This is a genomic window from Psychrobacter sp. 4Dc (genome assembly GCF_002836715.1).
GTDB lineage: Bacteria > Pseudomonadota > Gammaproteobacteria > Pseudomonadales > Moraxellaceae > Psychrobacter.
Genome location: NZ_PJAT01000147.1, coordinates 11,917 through 28,046 on the forward strand (window position 1 = coordinate 11,917; position 16,130 = coordinate 28,046).

Below are 16,130 nucleotides of genomic sequence, written 5' to 3' on the forward strand. Positions count from 1 at the left end.
CATAGTCAAAGCTATATAACTTAGAAAAAATATCAAAGTCACTCAGTTTACTATTTACGGTATTTTCCCCCGCTTTTCTTGTATTCAAATTGTCCTGAATCAACTGTATCGTTCTATTCGTGAGTTTGTTTGTCAGTCAGATACAAATACTGACAGCATTGTTATTTAGATGGTAATAATAGGGTAGTCATGAGCTTGTTACCAAAGACATTAACCGCACCAATAAAATCAGCTCTGAGCCGCTGGTTTGCCGCGCGTGCACCTAAGAGTGATAGTGCTACGCTTAATTTGCGTAATGTCTATATTTTCTTTAGTCGTGAAGGAGTGCTATTCGCCGTATTGTTAGTAATTACCTTTATCGCGGGTATCAACTATGGCAACAACTTAGTGCTTGGTTTGTGCTTTTATCTGGTCAGTATTTGGCTAATTAGTTTTCATGTTACTTTTGCTCATATATCTGGTCTGCAAGTGCGTCTGCTAGAAGTCACTATGACAGAAGCTGGCTTGCCTGTTTGGGTTACGCTACAGTTGAATAGTGATAGTCGCCAACCAAGGCGCCAGTTGCTATTTGAATTTGAGCAGATAACCAATAAAAAAACCAAAAATGGCACAAACACGCAAAGCTCAATACTCATCACACGATTACAAGGTGAGCAAGTCATTCGACTTCCTGTCCAGACTTACAACCGTGGCCAACTTGAACTACCACGGTTAAAAATAAAAACAGTTTATCCCTTAGGTATCATGCGTGCATGGTCTTATGTCTACTTTGCGCGTACAGCTTGGGTATATCCAAAACCTGAAGTCTTCGACTGGCAAGCAAAATATGCAATCGCAAGCTTAGAGGACTTACCAACAGGTGGACAGTATAGACAGGGTCAGGACGACTTTGAGCGATTAGATAACTATGTCGAGGGTGAGTCATTGGCCCGAGTCTCTTGGGGGCATGTAGCGCGGGGACAAGGCATGCTGACCAAGCACTTCGCTGATCCGGTCGGTCATGAGCAAACGCTTGATTATGCAGATATGCCAGCTGCACATCACGAGCAAAAACTTGCACAATTGGCTTATGGCGCATTGACGCTAGGTCAGCTAGGCGTGCCGTTTCAAATGCGTTTACCTAGTGATACTCCTGCTACTACGGAGATGGGTAACGGAGAATCCTTTGCGCAAGCATGCTTGCTAAGGCTTGCGAAAGCACCATGACCAATTCTAAACGCTTATCTTCTGCTGATGTTGATACACTGTCCACAGAGTATTCTGCGGTCGATGCTACAAAAACGGCCAGCTTTGAGCAGTTGGCTTTAGGTCAAAAAGTCTCAATTCGACCTGAGCGAAATGACGCTAAATGGTATCGTAAATTATTTGCACTGCCAGCTTATTATTGGGTATTAATTGCTCAAGTCGTCGTTGTGTTACCGCATGCCGCACATTTGCCATTATGGCTGATAGGATTTGCCGCCGTCAGTATCGCCGCTCAATTGCCTCATATCAAAGCTAAATTCAAGAAACTATCGCACCTAAAACGTATTTATCAAAGTGTACAAATGCTAGGCTTTCTGCTGGGGCTATTAGGTCTGTGGCTAACCTACAATACAGCGTTTGGATTGGATATGGGCGTGGCGTTTTTAGTACTATGCTTAGTTAGTAAGCTATGGGAGCTATATAAGCGCCGCGATGCCTATGTGGTTTTGAATTTATCATTGTTCGTGCTTGCGGCATTATTTTTGATGGACCAAGGTTTACTGACTACTTTAGAAGTGATCGTTGGCGCAGTCATTGTATTGCTAGCATTTATTGCGCTTAATGATGATAGCAATGCTAGCGGTGATGGACGCTTGCGTACATTGGGTGTGTTAGGGGTTGGCGCGTTACCATTATTGGTGGTGCTATTTCTGTTTTTTCCGAGACTGCCGCCGCTGTGGTCAGTGCAGCTCTCAGGTCAGCAAGCCGTTACTGGCGTCTCTGACAGTATGTCGCCTGGTGATTTTGCTAATTTAGGACAGTCTACTGAGCTGGCTTTTCGGGTAGAGTTTGCAGATGAGCGTCCACCGCAGCAGCAGCTGTATTGGCGTGGTTTGGTATTTAGTGATTTTGATGGGGTTACATGGCGACTAGCCTCTCGAAGGGATCAATGGTCGTCGAGATTGCAAGCACCTGCATGGATTCAGAATGCCTTTGCTACTGTACCTGACGAATTAAGGGCGGCACCTGTCAATTACAAGGTTATCTTAGAACCCACTCAGCAAAATTGGCTATTTGGTCTTGATTATCCGTTCTCTGAGCAGCCAGATATCAATACTACCTCTGAATTTACCTTATCAAAGGGTCAACCTGTTACGCAGCAGCTTCGCTATGATGTGCTGCAGTTTGCACAGATGCGTATTGATCCAGTTCTGATAGAGGCATCAAGACGTGAGAACCTTGCCTTGCCTAACGAAGGTAACCCTCAATCGCGCGCGCTTGCTAAGCAGTTATTTGAGCAGTCAGGTTCAGACCCTGTTCGCTACATCGCTGCTATTGAGCAATGGATTAATCGAACAGAGTTTCGCTATACGTTGTCGCCACCACGGCTCAATACCAATCGTATTGACGAATTTTTATTTGAAACCAAAGCAGGGTTTTGTGAGCATTATTCGTCAAGCTTTACCTTTATGCTACGCGCCGCTGGTATTCCTGCACGAGTAGTAGCGGGCTATCAAGGCGGTGAGCCGAGTCGCAATGGTAACGTATGGGAAGTGCGGCAAATGGATGCGCATGCATGGACTGAGGTTTGGCTTGAGGGTCAAGGCTGGGTACGTGTGGATCCGACAGCCTTTGTGGCGCCTGAGCGAGTAGAGCAAGGTATGAATACGATGACCCAGCAGCAAGGGGCGGCTATGTTTGGCAATGGCGCCAGTGCACAAATCAGCTATCAGCAGTATCAAATGCTGCAAACGCTACGCCGACTATCAGACCAAGCGAGCTACTACTGGCAAAAAGACGTAGTCGGCTATGACCAAGACAAACAGGTCGACTCGCTACTCAAATGGTTCAATATCAGCTCAATCATGCAGCAAATCATTTGGTTAGCCACCAGTGCGGTTTCCGTTATGGCTATCTTAGTATTTGTCATTTGGTATCGCCGCCGCAAGCGTTGGCATCCAGCAGACCTACCTCTTGCTCAGCTCTCAAAACGTGTTGCCAAACACGACAAATTATTAGCCCGCAATGATAATGAAGGGCAGCTAGCGTGGCTGGAACGTTTGGCATCAGCTATTGATAGCCGTCAGGGTGACAATACCCAATCTGCTACGAGTCAGCTAACAGATAGTAGCGACCCAATCGTTATTCAGACAAAGCTTATTGAAATTAGACAAAACTACCGTCAGTTACGCTATGGACGACTGAGTACATTTGATAGCAGTCATAGCGAGTATCAAGAACGACTCAAACAACTTAAAAAAGATGTACGCGCATTATTATAGAGATTTTTGATCATAGTGTTATTAACTTGCTAAGGTGTTTTGAGCTAATTAAAAAATAGATAAGCGAATTAGTGAATAAGTAGAGAGGTGGTTATATGGCGATATATGTAGATTTTGTACAGATAAAATTCAAAGGCCATAAGTGGTGTCATATGTTGGCGGATAGCTTGCAAGAGCTGCATGATTTTGCGGCATTTATTGATGTGGATGCGCGTCTATTTCATCGTAACGCTAGCTATCCTCACTATGATATCACGGTTCAAATGCGTGAAATCGCTATTGCACAAGGTGCTATTCCTGCCGATAGAAAAAAGATTATCGAGTGTGCAAAGAAATTAAAAGTAGAGCTGAATGACCAGATAGAGCAATCTAGTCATTCTTAATATGAGGATTTTTCAAGTAAATAAGTAATGTTTCAATTGTCTGTTCACTTATCTAATCGAATGTATATTTATTCAACTATACCAAACACATTATTTTGCCGTTGCTGCAGTACTGATAGCGTTAAGTGCTTTTGAAATATTAGCAATCTCAGTATCGCAACCTTTGATATTGTGACGTGTCTTGAGGTAGTCAGGGTTGTTGTATGACAGCCATACTTTCTTATCAGCATCTTCGCTAATTAAGATTTTTTGCGGCAAATCAATGGCAACGGTTTGCTCACAGTTCATTAATGGCGTACCCGCTTTAGGGTTGCCAAACATAACGACTTGCGTTGGTCTCAATGATAAGTCGGCACTCTGTGCATTTTTCTGATGATCGACTCGTGCAAATACTTTCATACCCTTGCTTTCGATCACTGAGACCAGTTTGTCTGCGGTATCTTGGACGGAGTGATTACTTTGCATGGTCACCAAGCCTTTTTCAGCATTGATAGAGGTTGTTGTGTCTGTCATAGCACCAGTGCTATTGGTTTTATCCAGCAGCGTATCGATACTGGCACAAGAGGAAACGGCCACTGCTAGCGCAGCTATAGAGACGATTTTAATCATAATTACACCTTTAAGTTATCTGTAGTATGGTCAGTCCTAACTATAATGAGCAACACCGAATATTCATTGTGCGTAATCAGGTTTGTGATTGCAATACGTCTTAATAGAACGTTAAACCAAATGTTCTGCCAAATAATCTACGAGCAGCCTAATCTTTGGTGATAAATGGCGGTTATGCGGATAAATGGCCCAAATGCTTTCTTCGGGCTCTCTATAGTCATCAAGTAAACTAACTAACTCGCCAGACGCTAAGTACTTTTGCACATAATAATCAGGCAGCTGTACGATACCCAGCCCTTTTAGCGCAGCATCGACCAGACTATAGCCGCTGTTATATTGCACCGTACCAGAGACACGCAGGTTCCTTTCTACGCTCGTTTGTTGGTTGTCCGTCTTACCATGAGTATTACTGTTCTCTTTTGTTTTAGTGGTATCTATAAAGTGCCAGTAGTCACGAGTACCCAATAGGCAGTTATGTTGACTTAAATCACTTAAATGATGTGGTATGCCGTGTTTTTTTAGATAAGAGGGCGCCGCGCAGACAAAATTAGTACGCAAGCTAAGTTTCTTTGCCATCATCGTCGAGTCGTGCAATTTGCCAATACGAATGGCCAAATCATAACCCCCTTCAATCAAGTCGATTTTCTGATTACTCAAAAAGGCAGTCACTTCGATATCGTGATACTGCATCATAAAATCATTGATCAGTGGTAATAACTGCTGCTCACCATAAGTAACGGGTGCTGTTAGTTTTATCCTGCCTTGAGGCTTTGACTGTAAGTTGCTTACGGCTTGCTCAGCGGCATCCAAGCCATCAAGTACACTGCGGCAGTGCTGATAGAATACACGGCCTTCTTCAGTTAGTGAGACCTTACGCGTGGTTCGATATAGCAGCTTTATGTTTAAACGTTTCTCTAACGCGCTGATCTGGCGGCTGACTTGTGCAGTCGAGATACCCAGCTCTTTCGCACCACGTGTAAAGCTCTCGTATTCTGCAACATAGACAAACTCACTAATCCCTTCCCAGCGCATGATTATTACCAATATGTAAAAGATATTTGCAAATATAGCATATTGTTATCTGCTCAGAAATAAATATAATGGTTAGTATCAATGTAAATAGATGCTGCTTTATGGTCATCAATGCTTGCCTACAGAGGGCAGGCAAGATAAGCTCAGTCTATCTTTATTTGTTTTAACTGTAGATATAGTGACCGCTAAAATCCATAAGATGGGTTAGCAAACTTTTAGAACTGCTTGTACTTATAACAAAACTGTTATGTCGTCACCCATAAATAACAATCAATTAAAAAGAGAGATTCTTATGTCTGATAAATTTATCAAATCAAAAGCCGCCATCGCGTGGGGTCCAAAGCAGCCACTATCTATCGAAGAAGTGGACGTCATGCTGCCACGCAAAGGCGAAGTATTGGTCAAAATCGTCGCCAGTGGTGTCTGTCATACCGATGCATTTACCTTATCTGGTGAAGACCCAGAAGGCGTGTTCCCTGCGATCTTGGGTCATGAAGGTGGCGGTATCGTTGAGCAAGTCGGCGAAGGCGTGACCAGCGTGCAGGTCGGTGATCATGTTATCCCGCTATATACCGCAGAGTGCGGCGTTTGCAAAATGTGCCGCTCAGGCAAAACCAATCTTTGCTCAGCAGTACGCGAGACGCAAGGTAAAGGCTTGATGCCAGATGGCACGACGCGTTTTTACAAAGACGGCGAGCCTATCTACCATTATATGGGTTGCTCGACTTTTTCTGAGTACACGGTTTTACCAGAAATCTCATTAGCCAAAGTCAATAAAGAAGCGCCATTAGAAGAAGTTTGCTTGCTTGGTTGCGGCGTGACTACCGGCATGGGCGCAGTCATGAATACAGCAAAAGTCGAAGAGGGCGCAACCGTGGCTATCTTCGGTATGGGCGGTATCGGACTGTCAGCAGTGATTGGTGCGGCGATGGCAAAAGCCAGCCGTATCATTGTCATTGATATCAATGAAAGCAAGTTTGAATTGGCCAAAAAACTAGGTGCAACTGACTGCATCAATCCAAAAGACTATGACAAACCAATTCAAGAAGTCATCGTTGAGCTAACCGATGGCGGGGTTGATTATTCGTTTGAATGTATCGGTAACGTTGATGTCATGCGTTCTGCGCTAGAGTGCTGTCACAAAGGCTGGGGCGAGTCAGTCGTCATCGGTGTCGCTGGTGCTGGTCAAGAAATCTCAACGCGTCCATTCCAGTTAGTGACAGGCCGCGTCTGGAAAGGCTCAGCATTTGGCGGTGTAAAAGGTCGTACAGAACTACCAGGCTATGTCGAGCGCTATCTAGCGGGCGAGATTCCTTTACAGGATTTCATCACGCATACGATGCCAATAGAAGATGTCAACGAAGCGTTTGACCTGATGCACAAAGGTGAGAGTATTCGTACGGTTGTACATTTCTCGGAGTAATCAACAAAGACAGCAACGACGTTATTGTCTTAGAAATACTTTATTAAAAACAAAAAGGCTGCTTCAATATTGAGGCAGCCTTTTTGTAATATTATTTCCACACATAGCTTAGTGATTGAAAGTCTCAAGCACTCTTTTTGCTAATGATTTGATCCGCTAATGTCGATAAGTCTGATGAGGTCAAGTCTGGAACTGGTACATTTGGCGCGTTTAGCATCGCATTATAAGGACGGGTCAAAAATGCACCGCGACAACCTGCCGCTTGTGCGCCTATGGTATCCCAGAGGTGACAGGCGACAAGGCATAAATCTGACGTATCAACGGCTAGCGTATCAGCCACCAATTGGTAAGTATCAGGTGCTGGCTTGAATTTGCCAACAGTCTCAATACTAAAGTGCTGCTCAAAGAATTGACTGAGTCCTGCTTTTTCTAATGGCGTTGGAGACGCACTGCTTGCTGAATTGGTCAGCGTGACCAGTCGAAACCCTGCATCACGCAAACGAGTCAGTGCTGGCGCTGCATCAGGATGCGCAGGCAACGCACTCATTCTTTCTTTGAACTCATTGATATCATCGTCTGTCAAAGTCACTTGTCTGATATCAGCAACCATTTGCAGAGCACCAACGCCAAGTTCACCAAAAGGCGTATAGAGGCCAGACAATGTCATAGTCTGTGAGTACAGTACTAGCTGAGCGAACCATTCTCGCAGTACTCTTTGCTTGCCAAAGACGCGCGTGAATAAAGGCGTTAGCGTGTCGATATCGAGCAATGTTTCATTGACGTCGAACACAATAATCGAGGGAAAGCGTTCAGAAGACATAAAGTATCCTTTTATAGAGTGACATTTTTATAACGTCAGGTGGTTTACTCAGTCATGTTGGCCAACTGCTCTAAGATACTGATGTAGTTCTCGACCCCTTGCGCGCCGCTGACCAGATGACGCTCATTAAAGATAATCGCTGGTACACTTTGGATGCCTTGCTGTTGCCAATGCTGCTCTTCTGCTCGTACTTCTTTTGCAAAAAATTGACCTTCTAACACTGCCAATGATTCACTACGATCAAGCCCAGTCTCTGCTGCAATATCGGCAAGCACATTAATATCTGAGATGTCTCTGTTATTGGTGAAATGTGCGGCAAACAAGGCTTGCTTTAATTCATGCATGCGGCCTTGTTGATCAGCGAAATGTAGCAGCTGATGCAAATTAAAGGTGTTGTGCATACGTGTATCATCATTGAAATTAAATTCAAAGCCAACTTCCTGTCCAGCTTCAGTCATTCTGACTCGGCTAGCATCTGATTCTTGCTTGGTAGAGCCGTACTTTTCAATAATATGCTCACGTAGATTTTGACCTTCGCTTGGCATGTTTGGGTTTAGCTCAAACGGATGCCAGTGGATAGTGTGAGCGGTATTGGTTTGCTCAAGTGCTGCTGCTAATTGGCGATAACCGATGACGCACCAAGGGCAGACGACATCTGAGACGATATCTATTCGGAGTGGTTTTTCTGATGTGCTCATATTTCCTCGCGGGTATTATTATTTATGTTTTGTTTGGGATGTATGGATAGAGGCATATCAGTTGGAATCAAGCAGATATACCTAGTTATCAGACAACTATAACTAGTTACCATGTATCAAGTCAGTTCATACTAAGAGAATGACTAAGTGATTACAATGTAGTCTGCGCAGTCGGCGTCGCCAATTCGGTAGCGTAATTGTAACCATTACTAATAAGAAAGTAGGCGTTTTTGCAATACTCTGACTCAGTCATAACAAAACCTACGAATACTTAACCAAGCAGGCATGGTCACAAAATAGCTTTTTATTTAAAGTGGCTTCGTTGAAATGATAATTGAAGAAGAAAGATTCTAATAAAGAATAAAAATTCTAATAAAGAATAAAAAATTAATATCAATAATGGAGTCACAGATGAAAAATATCACTGAAGCAATGAACTGGCGCTATAGCACAAAAGAGTTTGATACCGATAAGAAAATATCAACAGAAGATTTCCAAAGTCTAAAGGATATTTTGCGCCTCAGTCCTTCGAGTACCAATATTCAGCCTTGGTATTTTGTCATTGCTGATGATGAAGCTGGTAAAGCCCGAATCGCAAAAGGCACGGAGGGCATGTACGAGTTCAACGATGCCAAAGTAAAAGGTGCCTCGCACGTCATTGTATTCTGTAGCCGTGTCTATGCCGATGATGAGTTTCTAGATGACATCTTAGAAAAACAAGATGCAGATGGTCGTTTCGCAGAGCCAAAATTTAAAGAGCAAATGCATCAGACGCGTAAAATGTTTTTGGACATTCGTCGTTATGAGCAAAAAGACGAGCCACATTGGTTGATAGAGCAATTGTATCTCAATATGGGCGCTTTGCTACTAGGGGCGGCAACTTTGGGTATTGATGCGGTGCCGATGGAAGGGGCGGATTTGAAAACGCTCGATGAAGAGTTTGATTTACGTAGTAAAGGCTACACCGCTGTGGCAGTCGTATCACTTGGTTATCGTAGTAAAGAGGACTTTAACGCTGAGCTGCCAAAATCACGTTTTGATGAAGAAACCATTATTACGAAAGTCTAGCCAGTTATTAGCTAAGCAAAGAACGTGTTTAATAGACATATCTACTAAATACTATACGTAAAAAGTCTATTTAAGAGCCTCATAAACTGACCGTTTATGAGGCTTTTTTTTAGGGATTTCCTTTGAAATAACGTTAAAAACTGATGATAAATCACATACCATCTATTAGCAGCGCTAACATTTCGATACTCTCGTAGATTAGAAACTACACTGGAACCCCTACAAAGTAAAAACAAAACAACTGTTTTCATACGTCATAATAAATTTATTAACGTTGTCATTTTGAAGCGTATTTCACCATTCCATTATATTCATCTGCCAGCGAGAAGCCAGCATGTCTACTTTGACCTTAACAATCAATAAGCAAGATTATCAGCTCGAGAATCTTGACGCCCGTACGACACTGCTCGACGTATGTCGTCAGCACCTACAAATTACTGGACCCAAAAAAGGCTGCGACCATGGTCAATGCGGAGCATGTACCATGCTCATCAATGGACGACGGGTCAATTCCTGTCTGACACTCGCCGTTATGCATGATGGTGATGACATCACAACAATTGAAGGTATCGGAATGCCAGAGTCATTATCGGCATTGCAGCAAGCGTTTAAAGACAATGACGCTTTTCAGTGCGGATATTGCACGCCTGGTCAGATTTGCTCAGCGACCGCATTGATAGAAGAAGTAAAGCAAAATTGGCCAAGCCATGTGAGCACCGACTTAAAAAATCCTGATGGTCGCCTTGTACAAGAAATTGCTGAGCGCATGAGCGGTAACATCTGCCGCTGCTCAGCTTATCCAAATATTATCAAAGCCATTTCACAAGTGCTTGAGAGTCAGGTTTCAGAGAGTCAAATACAAGAATCTAGTACTCAAAAAATAGACAATACAGTGCAAAACTCAAGCGTGACAGGTATCTGGTCACCGCCACCGAGCGAAGCGCAACTTGGCAAGACCTCAGCGAATAATAAGACAGTAACTGCTACAACAGGAGGCCGCTCATGAAACGCTTTGAATACAGTCGTGCTGATGCACCAGAGCAAGCGGCAATATCTGCCAGTACTGAAGATGCGTCTTTTATCGCAGGTGGTACTAACTTATTAGACTTGATGAAATTGGAGATTGAGACGCCAATCAAATTGGTTGATATTACCCGTTTAGAATTAGAGCAGGTTGAATCCACTGCCGACGGCGGTTTGCGTATCGGTACGCTTGTGACCAATAGTGATTTGGCAGCGCATCCTGAAGTTATTGCCAATTATCCCGTATTGTCCCGAGCAATTTTGGCAGGGGCGACTGGACAGCTGCGTAATAAAGCAACGACTGGCGGCAATTTCTTACAGCGCACACGTTGTTATTATTTTTACCAGACAGATAGCGCATGCAACAAGCGTGAACCGGGCACAGGTTGTCCTGCTATCAATGGTGAGAACCGTACGCTAGCTATTTTAGGTACGAGCGATGCCTGTATTGCGCAGCATCCATCTGATATGGCAGTGGCTATGCGCTTACTGGATGCCACTATCGAAACAGTTAAAGCGGACGGTTCGACTCGTTCTATCAATGTAAAAGACTTTTATTGTCTGCCAAAAGATACACCGCACATCGAAAACGTATTAGAGGCAGGCGAGTTAATTACTCACGTTGTATTACCTGCACCTATCAAAGGTATGCACACCTATGACAAAGTTCGAGATCGTGCCTCTTATGCCTTTGCACTCGTATCCTGTGCCGCAGTAATAGACGCTGATGATAGCGGCAATCTGAAAACGGTACGATTGGCATTTGGTGGTATCGGTACGGAGCCATGGCGTAATGAGGAAGTTGAAGCACTGTTAACGGATACCGATGGCAATAATGACGTTATCGCGCAAGCCGCTGATCTGTTATTGAATGATGCTAAAGGTAATGGTCAAAACGACTTTAAGATACCATTGACGCGTCGCCTACTAAAACAAGTCATTCAGCGCGCACTAGCGGGCGAGGGAGCATAATCATGTCATTATTTGAATCAATCACTCAGTCAGAACCGACCAAAAAAATGACCATGGATGAGCCTGTTGAGTCTTTATTTAGCACAACAGCGAGCAAACTGGTCGGTAAGCCAATTAACCGTGTTGACGGCTCGTTAAAGGTTAGCGGTCAAGCGCATTATAGTTCCGAAATCCACTTAGACAATAAAGCGTACGGTGTCTTGGTCGGTGCGACCATTGCCAAAGGACAGGTTGAGAATATCGATAGTAGTTCTTTAGACGGCATTCCTAATATTATTAAGGTCGTGACAGATCCTAAGCACTTCTTGCGTAATTCTCAGCAAGGCGGATTGAAAAAAGCCCCGAAGCAGGGAGCGACTGAGATTTTTTATCATGGTCAACCTATCGCTGTTGTAATCGCTGAAACCTTTGAAGCAGCAACAGAAGGGGCAAATGCGCTTAAAGTCACTTATAAAGATGAGACTGACCAAGCGGCATTAAATTTTACTAAAGAGTTGTCTAACGCCCATGAAGTTGATGAGAAAAAAGGCTCTGACAAAAATTATGTCCAAGGCGATCCTGAGCAAGGATTGGCTGATGCTGAGGTAACGCTTGATCGCTTTTATCATACGCCAAGTCAAAACAGCTCGGCGATGGAGCCACATGCAACATTGGCACATTGGGAAGGGGATAAGCTCGTTCTTTATACGGCCAATCAAATGCTCGCGTCTTGCAAGCAACAAGTGATGGATGCGCTAGACTTAAATAAAGATCAAGTTCAGTTGATCGCGCACTATGTCGGTGGCGGGTTCGGTAGCAAGCTCGGTATAGCGCCTGAATCTATTGCCGCTGCTATTGCGTCAAAAGATCTTGGTCGTCCAGTATTAATTACCATGACGCGTCCACAAGTGATGGAAGCCACAGTTAGACGCTCAAATACTCGTCAGCGCATTGCAATTGGCTGCGATAAAAATGGCGTTATCGATACGTTAATTCACGATACTATTTCTAGCAATTTGCCAGATGAGGCGTTCTTTGAGCCAACTGCCTTGTCTACGCACTATCTATACAGTGGTAAAAACCGCCGTGTAAATTATGAAATGGTCGATATGAACCAAGTGTTATCAGGCTCGATGCGTGCACCTGGCGAAGCGGTCGGTATGATTGCCGTTGAATGTGCAATGGATGAATTGGCTGCGCAGTTAGACCTTGATCCTATAGAGCTGCGCCGCCGTAATGAACCCGAAAAAGACCCTAGCAAAGACATTCCATTTTCGACGCGCCAGCTAATTGCCTGTATGGAGCAAGGTGCCGAGCAGTTTGGTTGGAGTCAGCGAAACGCGAAGCCTGCCAGTCAGTTAGAAGGCGACTGGTGGATAGGAACGGGCATGGCTGCTGCCGCACGTGGTAATCAATTACAGTCTTCTGAAGCGCGAGCAACTTTGCAAATCGATAAGTCAAAAGCGCTCGGTGTCAAAGCCGTTATTGAAACAGATATGACAGATATCGGTACTGGGTCTTATACGGTGTTTTCTCAGGTAGCTGCAGATTTATTAGGACTACCTATTGACCATATTGAGATGAAATTAGGTGATAGTGCCCTGCCGCCTGCATCAGGTTCAGGTGGTAGCTGGGGCGCTGCGAGTGCAGGTAGTGGTGTCTACCTTGCTTGTGAGCAGCTGCGTGAAATGTTAGCAGAAAAAGTCGGTCTATACCCTGATACGATTCAGCTAGATAATGGTCAAATTAAGCAAGCAGGCAAGCACGATCTGACTGCGGTAGAGGCAGCCAAAGAGAACGGTCAAGCGTTCGCTGATAGCACTATTGATAAAATATCTGAAACGACCGGAGTCTCATTTTCAGAGAATATATTAGAAGAACAGTTAGAATCGGAAAAATATGATTTTGACAATACAGAATCATATGCGCTTGCTGACGTGATCGCAGGCTATGAGGAGCAAAAAGTCAGTGCTAAAGGACAGATAAAGCCAGGTAAAAATGGTAAAAAGTATCGTCAATCTTCTTTCGGTGCAAACTTCGCTGAAGTAGCCGTACATAAAGTCACTGGTGAAATTCGAGTAAAACGTATGACGGGTGCATTTGCCGCAGGTCGTATTCTTAATCATAAAACAGCGACTTCGCAATGCTATGGCGGTATGGTATTTGGTATTGGTTCAGCGTTGATGGAAGAGGTCATCCATGATAAACGTGACGGACGCCTGTGTAACCATGACCTCGCTGAGTACCATGTGCCAGTTAATGCTGATGTACCACAGTTAGATGTGATATTGGTCGAAGAGGATGACCCTTATACCAACCCGATGCATATCAAAGGTATTGGTGAGACGGCTATTGCCGGTGCTGCTGCCGCGATTGCTAACGCTGTCTACAATGCCGTCGGCGTACGCGTTTATGATTTTCCGATTACGCTTGATAAGCTGCTTTACGAGATGCCAGAGTAATTTTTTAAGCCATATGTACGATAGGAACCCGCTTAATGAGCGGGTTTTTATAACTCAATCATCAGTATATTTCGTCATTATCAAGAAAATAACTACCAAATAAGAGGCGTTATGAATCAGGTCGCTGACATTCTTAAGCTGGCAATCAAAGCTAAGCAACAGGGTATTGATGCTGTATTGGCAACGGTCGTACGTACTGAAGGCTCAGCATATCGCCGTGCTGGCGCGATGATGCTCATCTGTGAGGATGGTCGCTCAGTTGGGATGATTAGTGGTGGTTGCTTGGAGCCGCACATCATCAAACGTGCCTTTTGGCTTACTCGTAACGGTGCCAATGTGCAAGTTTATCAGACGGGTGATGACATTCACTATGCTGACGATGGCCAAACGCAAGCAAGTGCTAAAGAAACTAAGTCTGATATATATGATGAGCTAGATAGCGATTTAGATAACGACTTAAATAGCGGCTTAGATGGCGGTTTAAATGAAGCGGATTTTGATGAGCTAAATTTCGGACTGGGCTGTAATGGGCGAGTGCATGTATTATTTGAGCGACTAACGACAGCAACGCCATTGCTAGAGACCATCCGTAATGTTCGACGTACTCAGCAGCCGATTACTGTAGCGACTCTAATTCGTGTTAATGACTATCAGCATCAAGATTCTATATCGCAAAACAGTGATAATTTGCAAACTGGGATGCGGATTAATTTAGATGAACATCGCAACTTGGGAAGTATTTCTGCACAAGGGAAAACAGCTCTTTCCAGCATACTTGCCAATACTGTAGAAGAATTAGCAGAATATAAGCTGTCTGATAAAAATGCCGAATATGTGACGGTGGAAAACGGCAAGGTAACAACAGAGTGGCTTGTACAACGCCTGCAACTACAATTGCGTCTATTGATTTGCGGGGCAGGTAACGACGTGATGCCACTAGTGACCATGGCCAAGCTGCAAGATTGGCATGTGACAGTTATAGATAGCCGCGCGCAATATGCGACGCGTATGCGGTTTCCTCAAGCGGATGTTGTGATGTCGCTATCTTTAGATGACAGTGAGACTTTGCTTGAGCTTAGTAACAACGCAGCAGTTGCTTTGATGTCACACAGCTTGAGTCAAGATCGCGCTCGCTTAGCAATACTGCTTAAGCATTCAGACAATTATAGATACTTAGGACAATTAGGGCCGCGCTATCGTACCGAACGTTTAATTAATGAGATTAGCATGAACCTTAGCAATCCTACTATGTTAGAAGCGGGCATTCATAAACTACATTATCCGATTGGTTATAAGCTGGGTGGAGATGGCCCTGAGGCACTCGCACTCGGTATCATGGCACAGATTAATGCGGTCATGTACAATCAAGATGCTCCAGTGAATGGTTCACATAGTAATCTCTCAAATATCACAGCGGTGAGTAGTGATATGGATGCCAATAATGTCCAGAGTGGCGTATGAGTAAGCGTGTATTTACAGAAGGTACTGAACATACAGAAAGTACTGAACAGCATAGCCAAAACCATGCGATCATTATCTTAGCAAGTGGTCTCAGTCAGCGTCTCGGTCAACCCAAGCAGCTACTCATTAAGAATGGCGAGCCGTTGATTACTGATATGACTCGATTGGCAATAACGACCAATCCGCAAGTTATTGTCATTGTCATTCCTGATAACCATCGTTTGATTGCTAGTATGATGACAGAGTTGGCTGATCAATATCCAACGGTTCAAATAGTGGGGAACTCGCAAGCTAATACTGGTATGGCGCATAGTTTGAGTTTGGGTATTGAGACAATTGCTGCTATTGAATCGACTTCAATCGATCGGGTGCTCGTCATGGGAGTCGATCAAGTATTATTAGATGAACCACATCTAATGGCTTTACTAGCGGGCGAGCAGCCAGTAGTAGCCAGTCGCTATCACAGCTGGCAACGTTTAGAAAAACATCAAAATCGAGATAAAACGGTATCTGATATCATAGGTCTGCCTTTAGCAATTAACTGTAAACTGCTGAGACAGTGGCAGCCAGAGTTGATAGGAGATAAAGGGCTTCGTCACCTCATTAGAGGATTGCCCGCTGATCAAATAGTTGAGGTCGATAACGACCAACTCAGCTACGATATTGACACAGCGGAGCAGCTAGCTTATGCAAAACAAGAAGGCTGGCTTGATAGCTAGCCTGATTAATTTAA

14 protein-coding genes are annotated in these 16,130 nt (G+C 44.1%); 10 read left to right on the top strand and 4 right to left on the bottom strand.

Annotated features, from left to right (window positions below; all coding sequences use genetic code 11):
• The first annotated feature begins 189 nt into the window (after positions 1-189).
• From CXF61_RS12830 to CXF61_RS12840, 3 genes are all read left to right on the top strand, one after another.
• On the top strand, positions 190-1,206 hold the full coding sequence (locus CXF61_RS12830) for a DUF58 domain-containing protein (RefSeq protein WP_165598484.1): 1,017 nt from the start codon (positions 190-192) through the stop codon (positions 1,204-1,206).
• Positions 1,203-3,467, top strand: coding sequence for a transglutaminase TgpA family protein (locus CXF61_RS12835; protein WP_165598485.1), 2,265 nt, complete (start codon positions 1,203-1,205; stop codon positions 3,465-3,467). Before CXF61_RS12830 ends, CXF61_RS12835 begins: the two co-directional genes overlap by 4 nt.
• A 95-nt stretch (positions 3,468-3,562) precedes the next feature.
• Entirely contained in the window at positions 3,563-3,850 is a 288-nt protein-coding gene (locus tag CXF61_RS12840; protein WP_057761296.1) for a DUF4031 domain-containing protein, read from the top strand.
• Between the two features lie 90 nt (positions 3,851-3,940).
• Here the strand turns inward: CXF61_RS12840 and CXF61_RS12845 are convergent, their stop codons facing one another.
• Together CXF61_RS12845 and CXF61_RS12850 are read right to left on the bottom strand one after the other, a co-directional pair.
• Positions 3,941-4,459 carry a DUF302 domain-containing protein gene (locus tag CXF61_RS12845; protein ID WP_165598486.1) on the bottom strand — a complete coding sequence of 173 codons (519 nt, stop codon included), beginning with the start codon at positions 4,457-4,459 and terminating at the stop codon, positions 3,941-3,943.
• A gap of 111 nt (positions 4,460-4,570) precedes the next feature.
• On the bottom strand, positions 4,571-5,491 hold the full coding sequence (locus CXF61_RS12850; RefSeq protein ID WP_165598487.1) for a LysR family transcriptional regulator: 921 nt from the start codon (positions 5,489-5,491) through the stop codon (positions 4,571-4,573).
• Between the two features lie 292 nt (positions 5,492-5,783).
• Between CXF61_RS12850 and CXF61_RS12855 the strand changes: the two genes are divergently transcribed.
• Positions 5,784-6,914 (top strand): S-(hydroxymethyl)glutathione dehydrogenase/class III alcohol dehydrogenase, encoded by a 1,131-nt coding sequence (locus tag CXF61_RS12855; protein WP_165598488.1) that lies wholly within the window; start codon positions 5,784-5,786, stop codon positions 6,912-6,914.
• Between the two features lie 124 nt (positions 6,915-7,038).
• Here the strand turns inward: CXF61_RS12855 and CXF61_RS12860 are convergent, their stop codons facing one another.
• Both CXF61_RS12860 and CXF61_RS12865 read right to left on the bottom strand, forming a co-directional pair.
• On the bottom strand, positions 7,039-7,734 hold the full coding sequence (locus tag CXF61_RS12860; protein WP_165598489.1) for a haloacid dehalogenase type II: 696 nt from the start codon (positions 7,732-7,734) through the stop codon (positions 7,039-7,041).
• 44 nt (positions 7,735-7,778) lie between these two features.
• Positions 7,779-8,432 (bottom strand): DsbA family oxidoreductase, encoded by a 654-nt coding sequence (locus CXF61_RS12865; RefSeq protein WP_057761286.1) that lies wholly within the window; start codon positions 8,430-8,432, stop codon positions 7,779-7,781.
• Positions 8,433-8,843: 411 nt separating this feature from the next.
• Between CXF61_RS12865 and nfsB the strand changes: the two genes are divergently transcribed.
• From nfsB to CXF61_RS12895, 6 genes are all read left to right on the top strand, one after another.
• A complete protein-coding gene (gene nfsB / locus CXF61_RS12870; RefSeq protein WP_165598490.1) occupies positions 8,844-9,500 on the top strand; it encodes an oxygen-insensitive NAD(P)H nitroreductase in 657 nt (218 codons plus the stop codon).
• Between the two features lie 334 nt (positions 9,501-9,834).
• Positions 9,835-10,506: a 2Fe-2S iron-sulfur cluster-binding protein gene (locus CXF61_RS12875; protein ID WP_165598491.1), complete on the top strand. Its 672-nt coding sequence runs from the start codon at positions 9,835-9,837 to the stop codon at positions 10,504-10,506.
• Positions 10,503-11,495 carry an FAD binding domain-containing protein gene (locus CXF61_RS12880; RefSeq protein ID WP_165598492.1) on the top strand — a complete coding sequence of 331 codons (993 nt, stop codon included), beginning with the start codon at positions 10,503-10,505 and terminating at the stop codon, positions 11,493-11,495. Before CXF61_RS12875 ends, CXF61_RS12880 begins: the two co-directional genes overlap by 4 nt.
• Positions 11,496-11,497: 2 nt before the next feature.
• Positions 11,498-13,936, top strand: a complete 2,439-nt coding sequence (locus CXF61_RS12885) for a xanthine dehydrogenase family protein molybdopterin-binding subunit (RefSeq protein ID WP_165598493.1) — start codon at positions 11,498-11,500, stop codon at positions 13,934-13,936.
• A 111-nt stretch (positions 13,937-14,047) separates the two neighbouring features.
• On the top strand, positions 14,048-15,397 hold the full coding sequence (locus tag CXF61_RS12890) for an XdhC family protein (RefSeq protein WP_165598494.1): 1,350 nt from the start codon (positions 14,048-14,050) through the stop codon (positions 15,395-15,397).
• Entirely contained in the window at positions 15,394-16,116 is a 723-nt protein-coding gene (locus CXF61_RS12895; RefSeq protein ID WP_165598495.1) for a nucleotidyltransferase family protein, read from the top strand. Before CXF61_RS12890 ends, CXF61_RS12895 begins: the two co-directional genes overlap by 4 nt.
• Positions 16,117-16,130: the final 14 nt, after the last annotated feature.

Coding starts and splice junctions, on each gene's coding strand:
- CXF61_RS12830 (WP_165598484.1), top strand. CDS start 190: ATGAGCTTGTTACCAAAGACATTAACCGCACCAATAAAATCAGCTCTG.
- CXF61_RS12835 (WP_165598485.1), top strand. CDS start 1,203: ATGACCAATTCTAAACGCTTATCTTCTGCTGATGTTGATACACTGTCC.
- CXF61_RS12840 (WP_057761296.1), top strand. CDS start 3,563: ATGGCGATATATGTAGATTTTGTACAGATAAAATTCAAAGGCCATAAG.
- CXF61_RS12845 (WP_165598486.1), bottom strand. CDS start 4,459: ATGATTAAAATCGTCTCTATAGCTGCGCTAGCAGTGGCCGTTTCCTCT.
- CXF61_RS12850 (WP_165598487.1), bottom strand. CDS start 5,491: ATGCGCTGGGAAGGGATTAGTGAGTTTGTCTATGTTGCAGAATACGAG.
- CXF61_RS12855 (WP_165598488.1), top strand. CDS start 5,784: ATGTCTGATAAATTTATCAAATCAAAAGCCGCCATCGCGTGGGGTCCA.
- CXF61_RS12860 (WP_165598489.1), bottom strand. CDS start 7,734: ATGTCTTCTGAACGCTTTCCCTCGATTATTGTGTTCGACGTCAATGAA.
- CXF61_RS12865 (WP_057761286.1), bottom strand. CDS start 8,432: ATGAGCACATCAGAAAAACCACTCCGAATAGATATCGTCTCAGATGTC.
- nfsB (WP_165598490.1), top strand. CDS start 8,844: ATGAAAAATATCACTGAAGCAATGAACTGGCGCTATAGCACAAAAGAG.
- CXF61_RS12875 (WP_165598491.1), top strand. CDS start 9,835: ATGTCTACTTTGACCTTAACAATCAATAAGCAAGATTATCAGCTCGAG.
- CXF61_RS12880 (WP_165598492.1), top strand. CDS start 10,503: ATGAAACGCTTTGAATACAGTCGTGCTGATGCACCAGAGCAAGCGGCA.
- CXF61_RS12885 (WP_165598493.1), top strand. CDS start 11,498: ATGTCATTATTTGAATCAATCACTCAGTCAGAACCGACCAAAAAAATG.
- CXF61_RS12890 (WP_165598494.1), top strand. CDS start 14,048: ATGAATCAGGTCGCTGACATTCTTAAGCTGGCAATCAAAGCTAAGCAA.
- CXF61_RS12895 (WP_165598495.1), top strand. CDS start 15,394: ATGAGTAAGCGTGTATTTACAGAAGGTACTGAACATACAGAAAGTACT.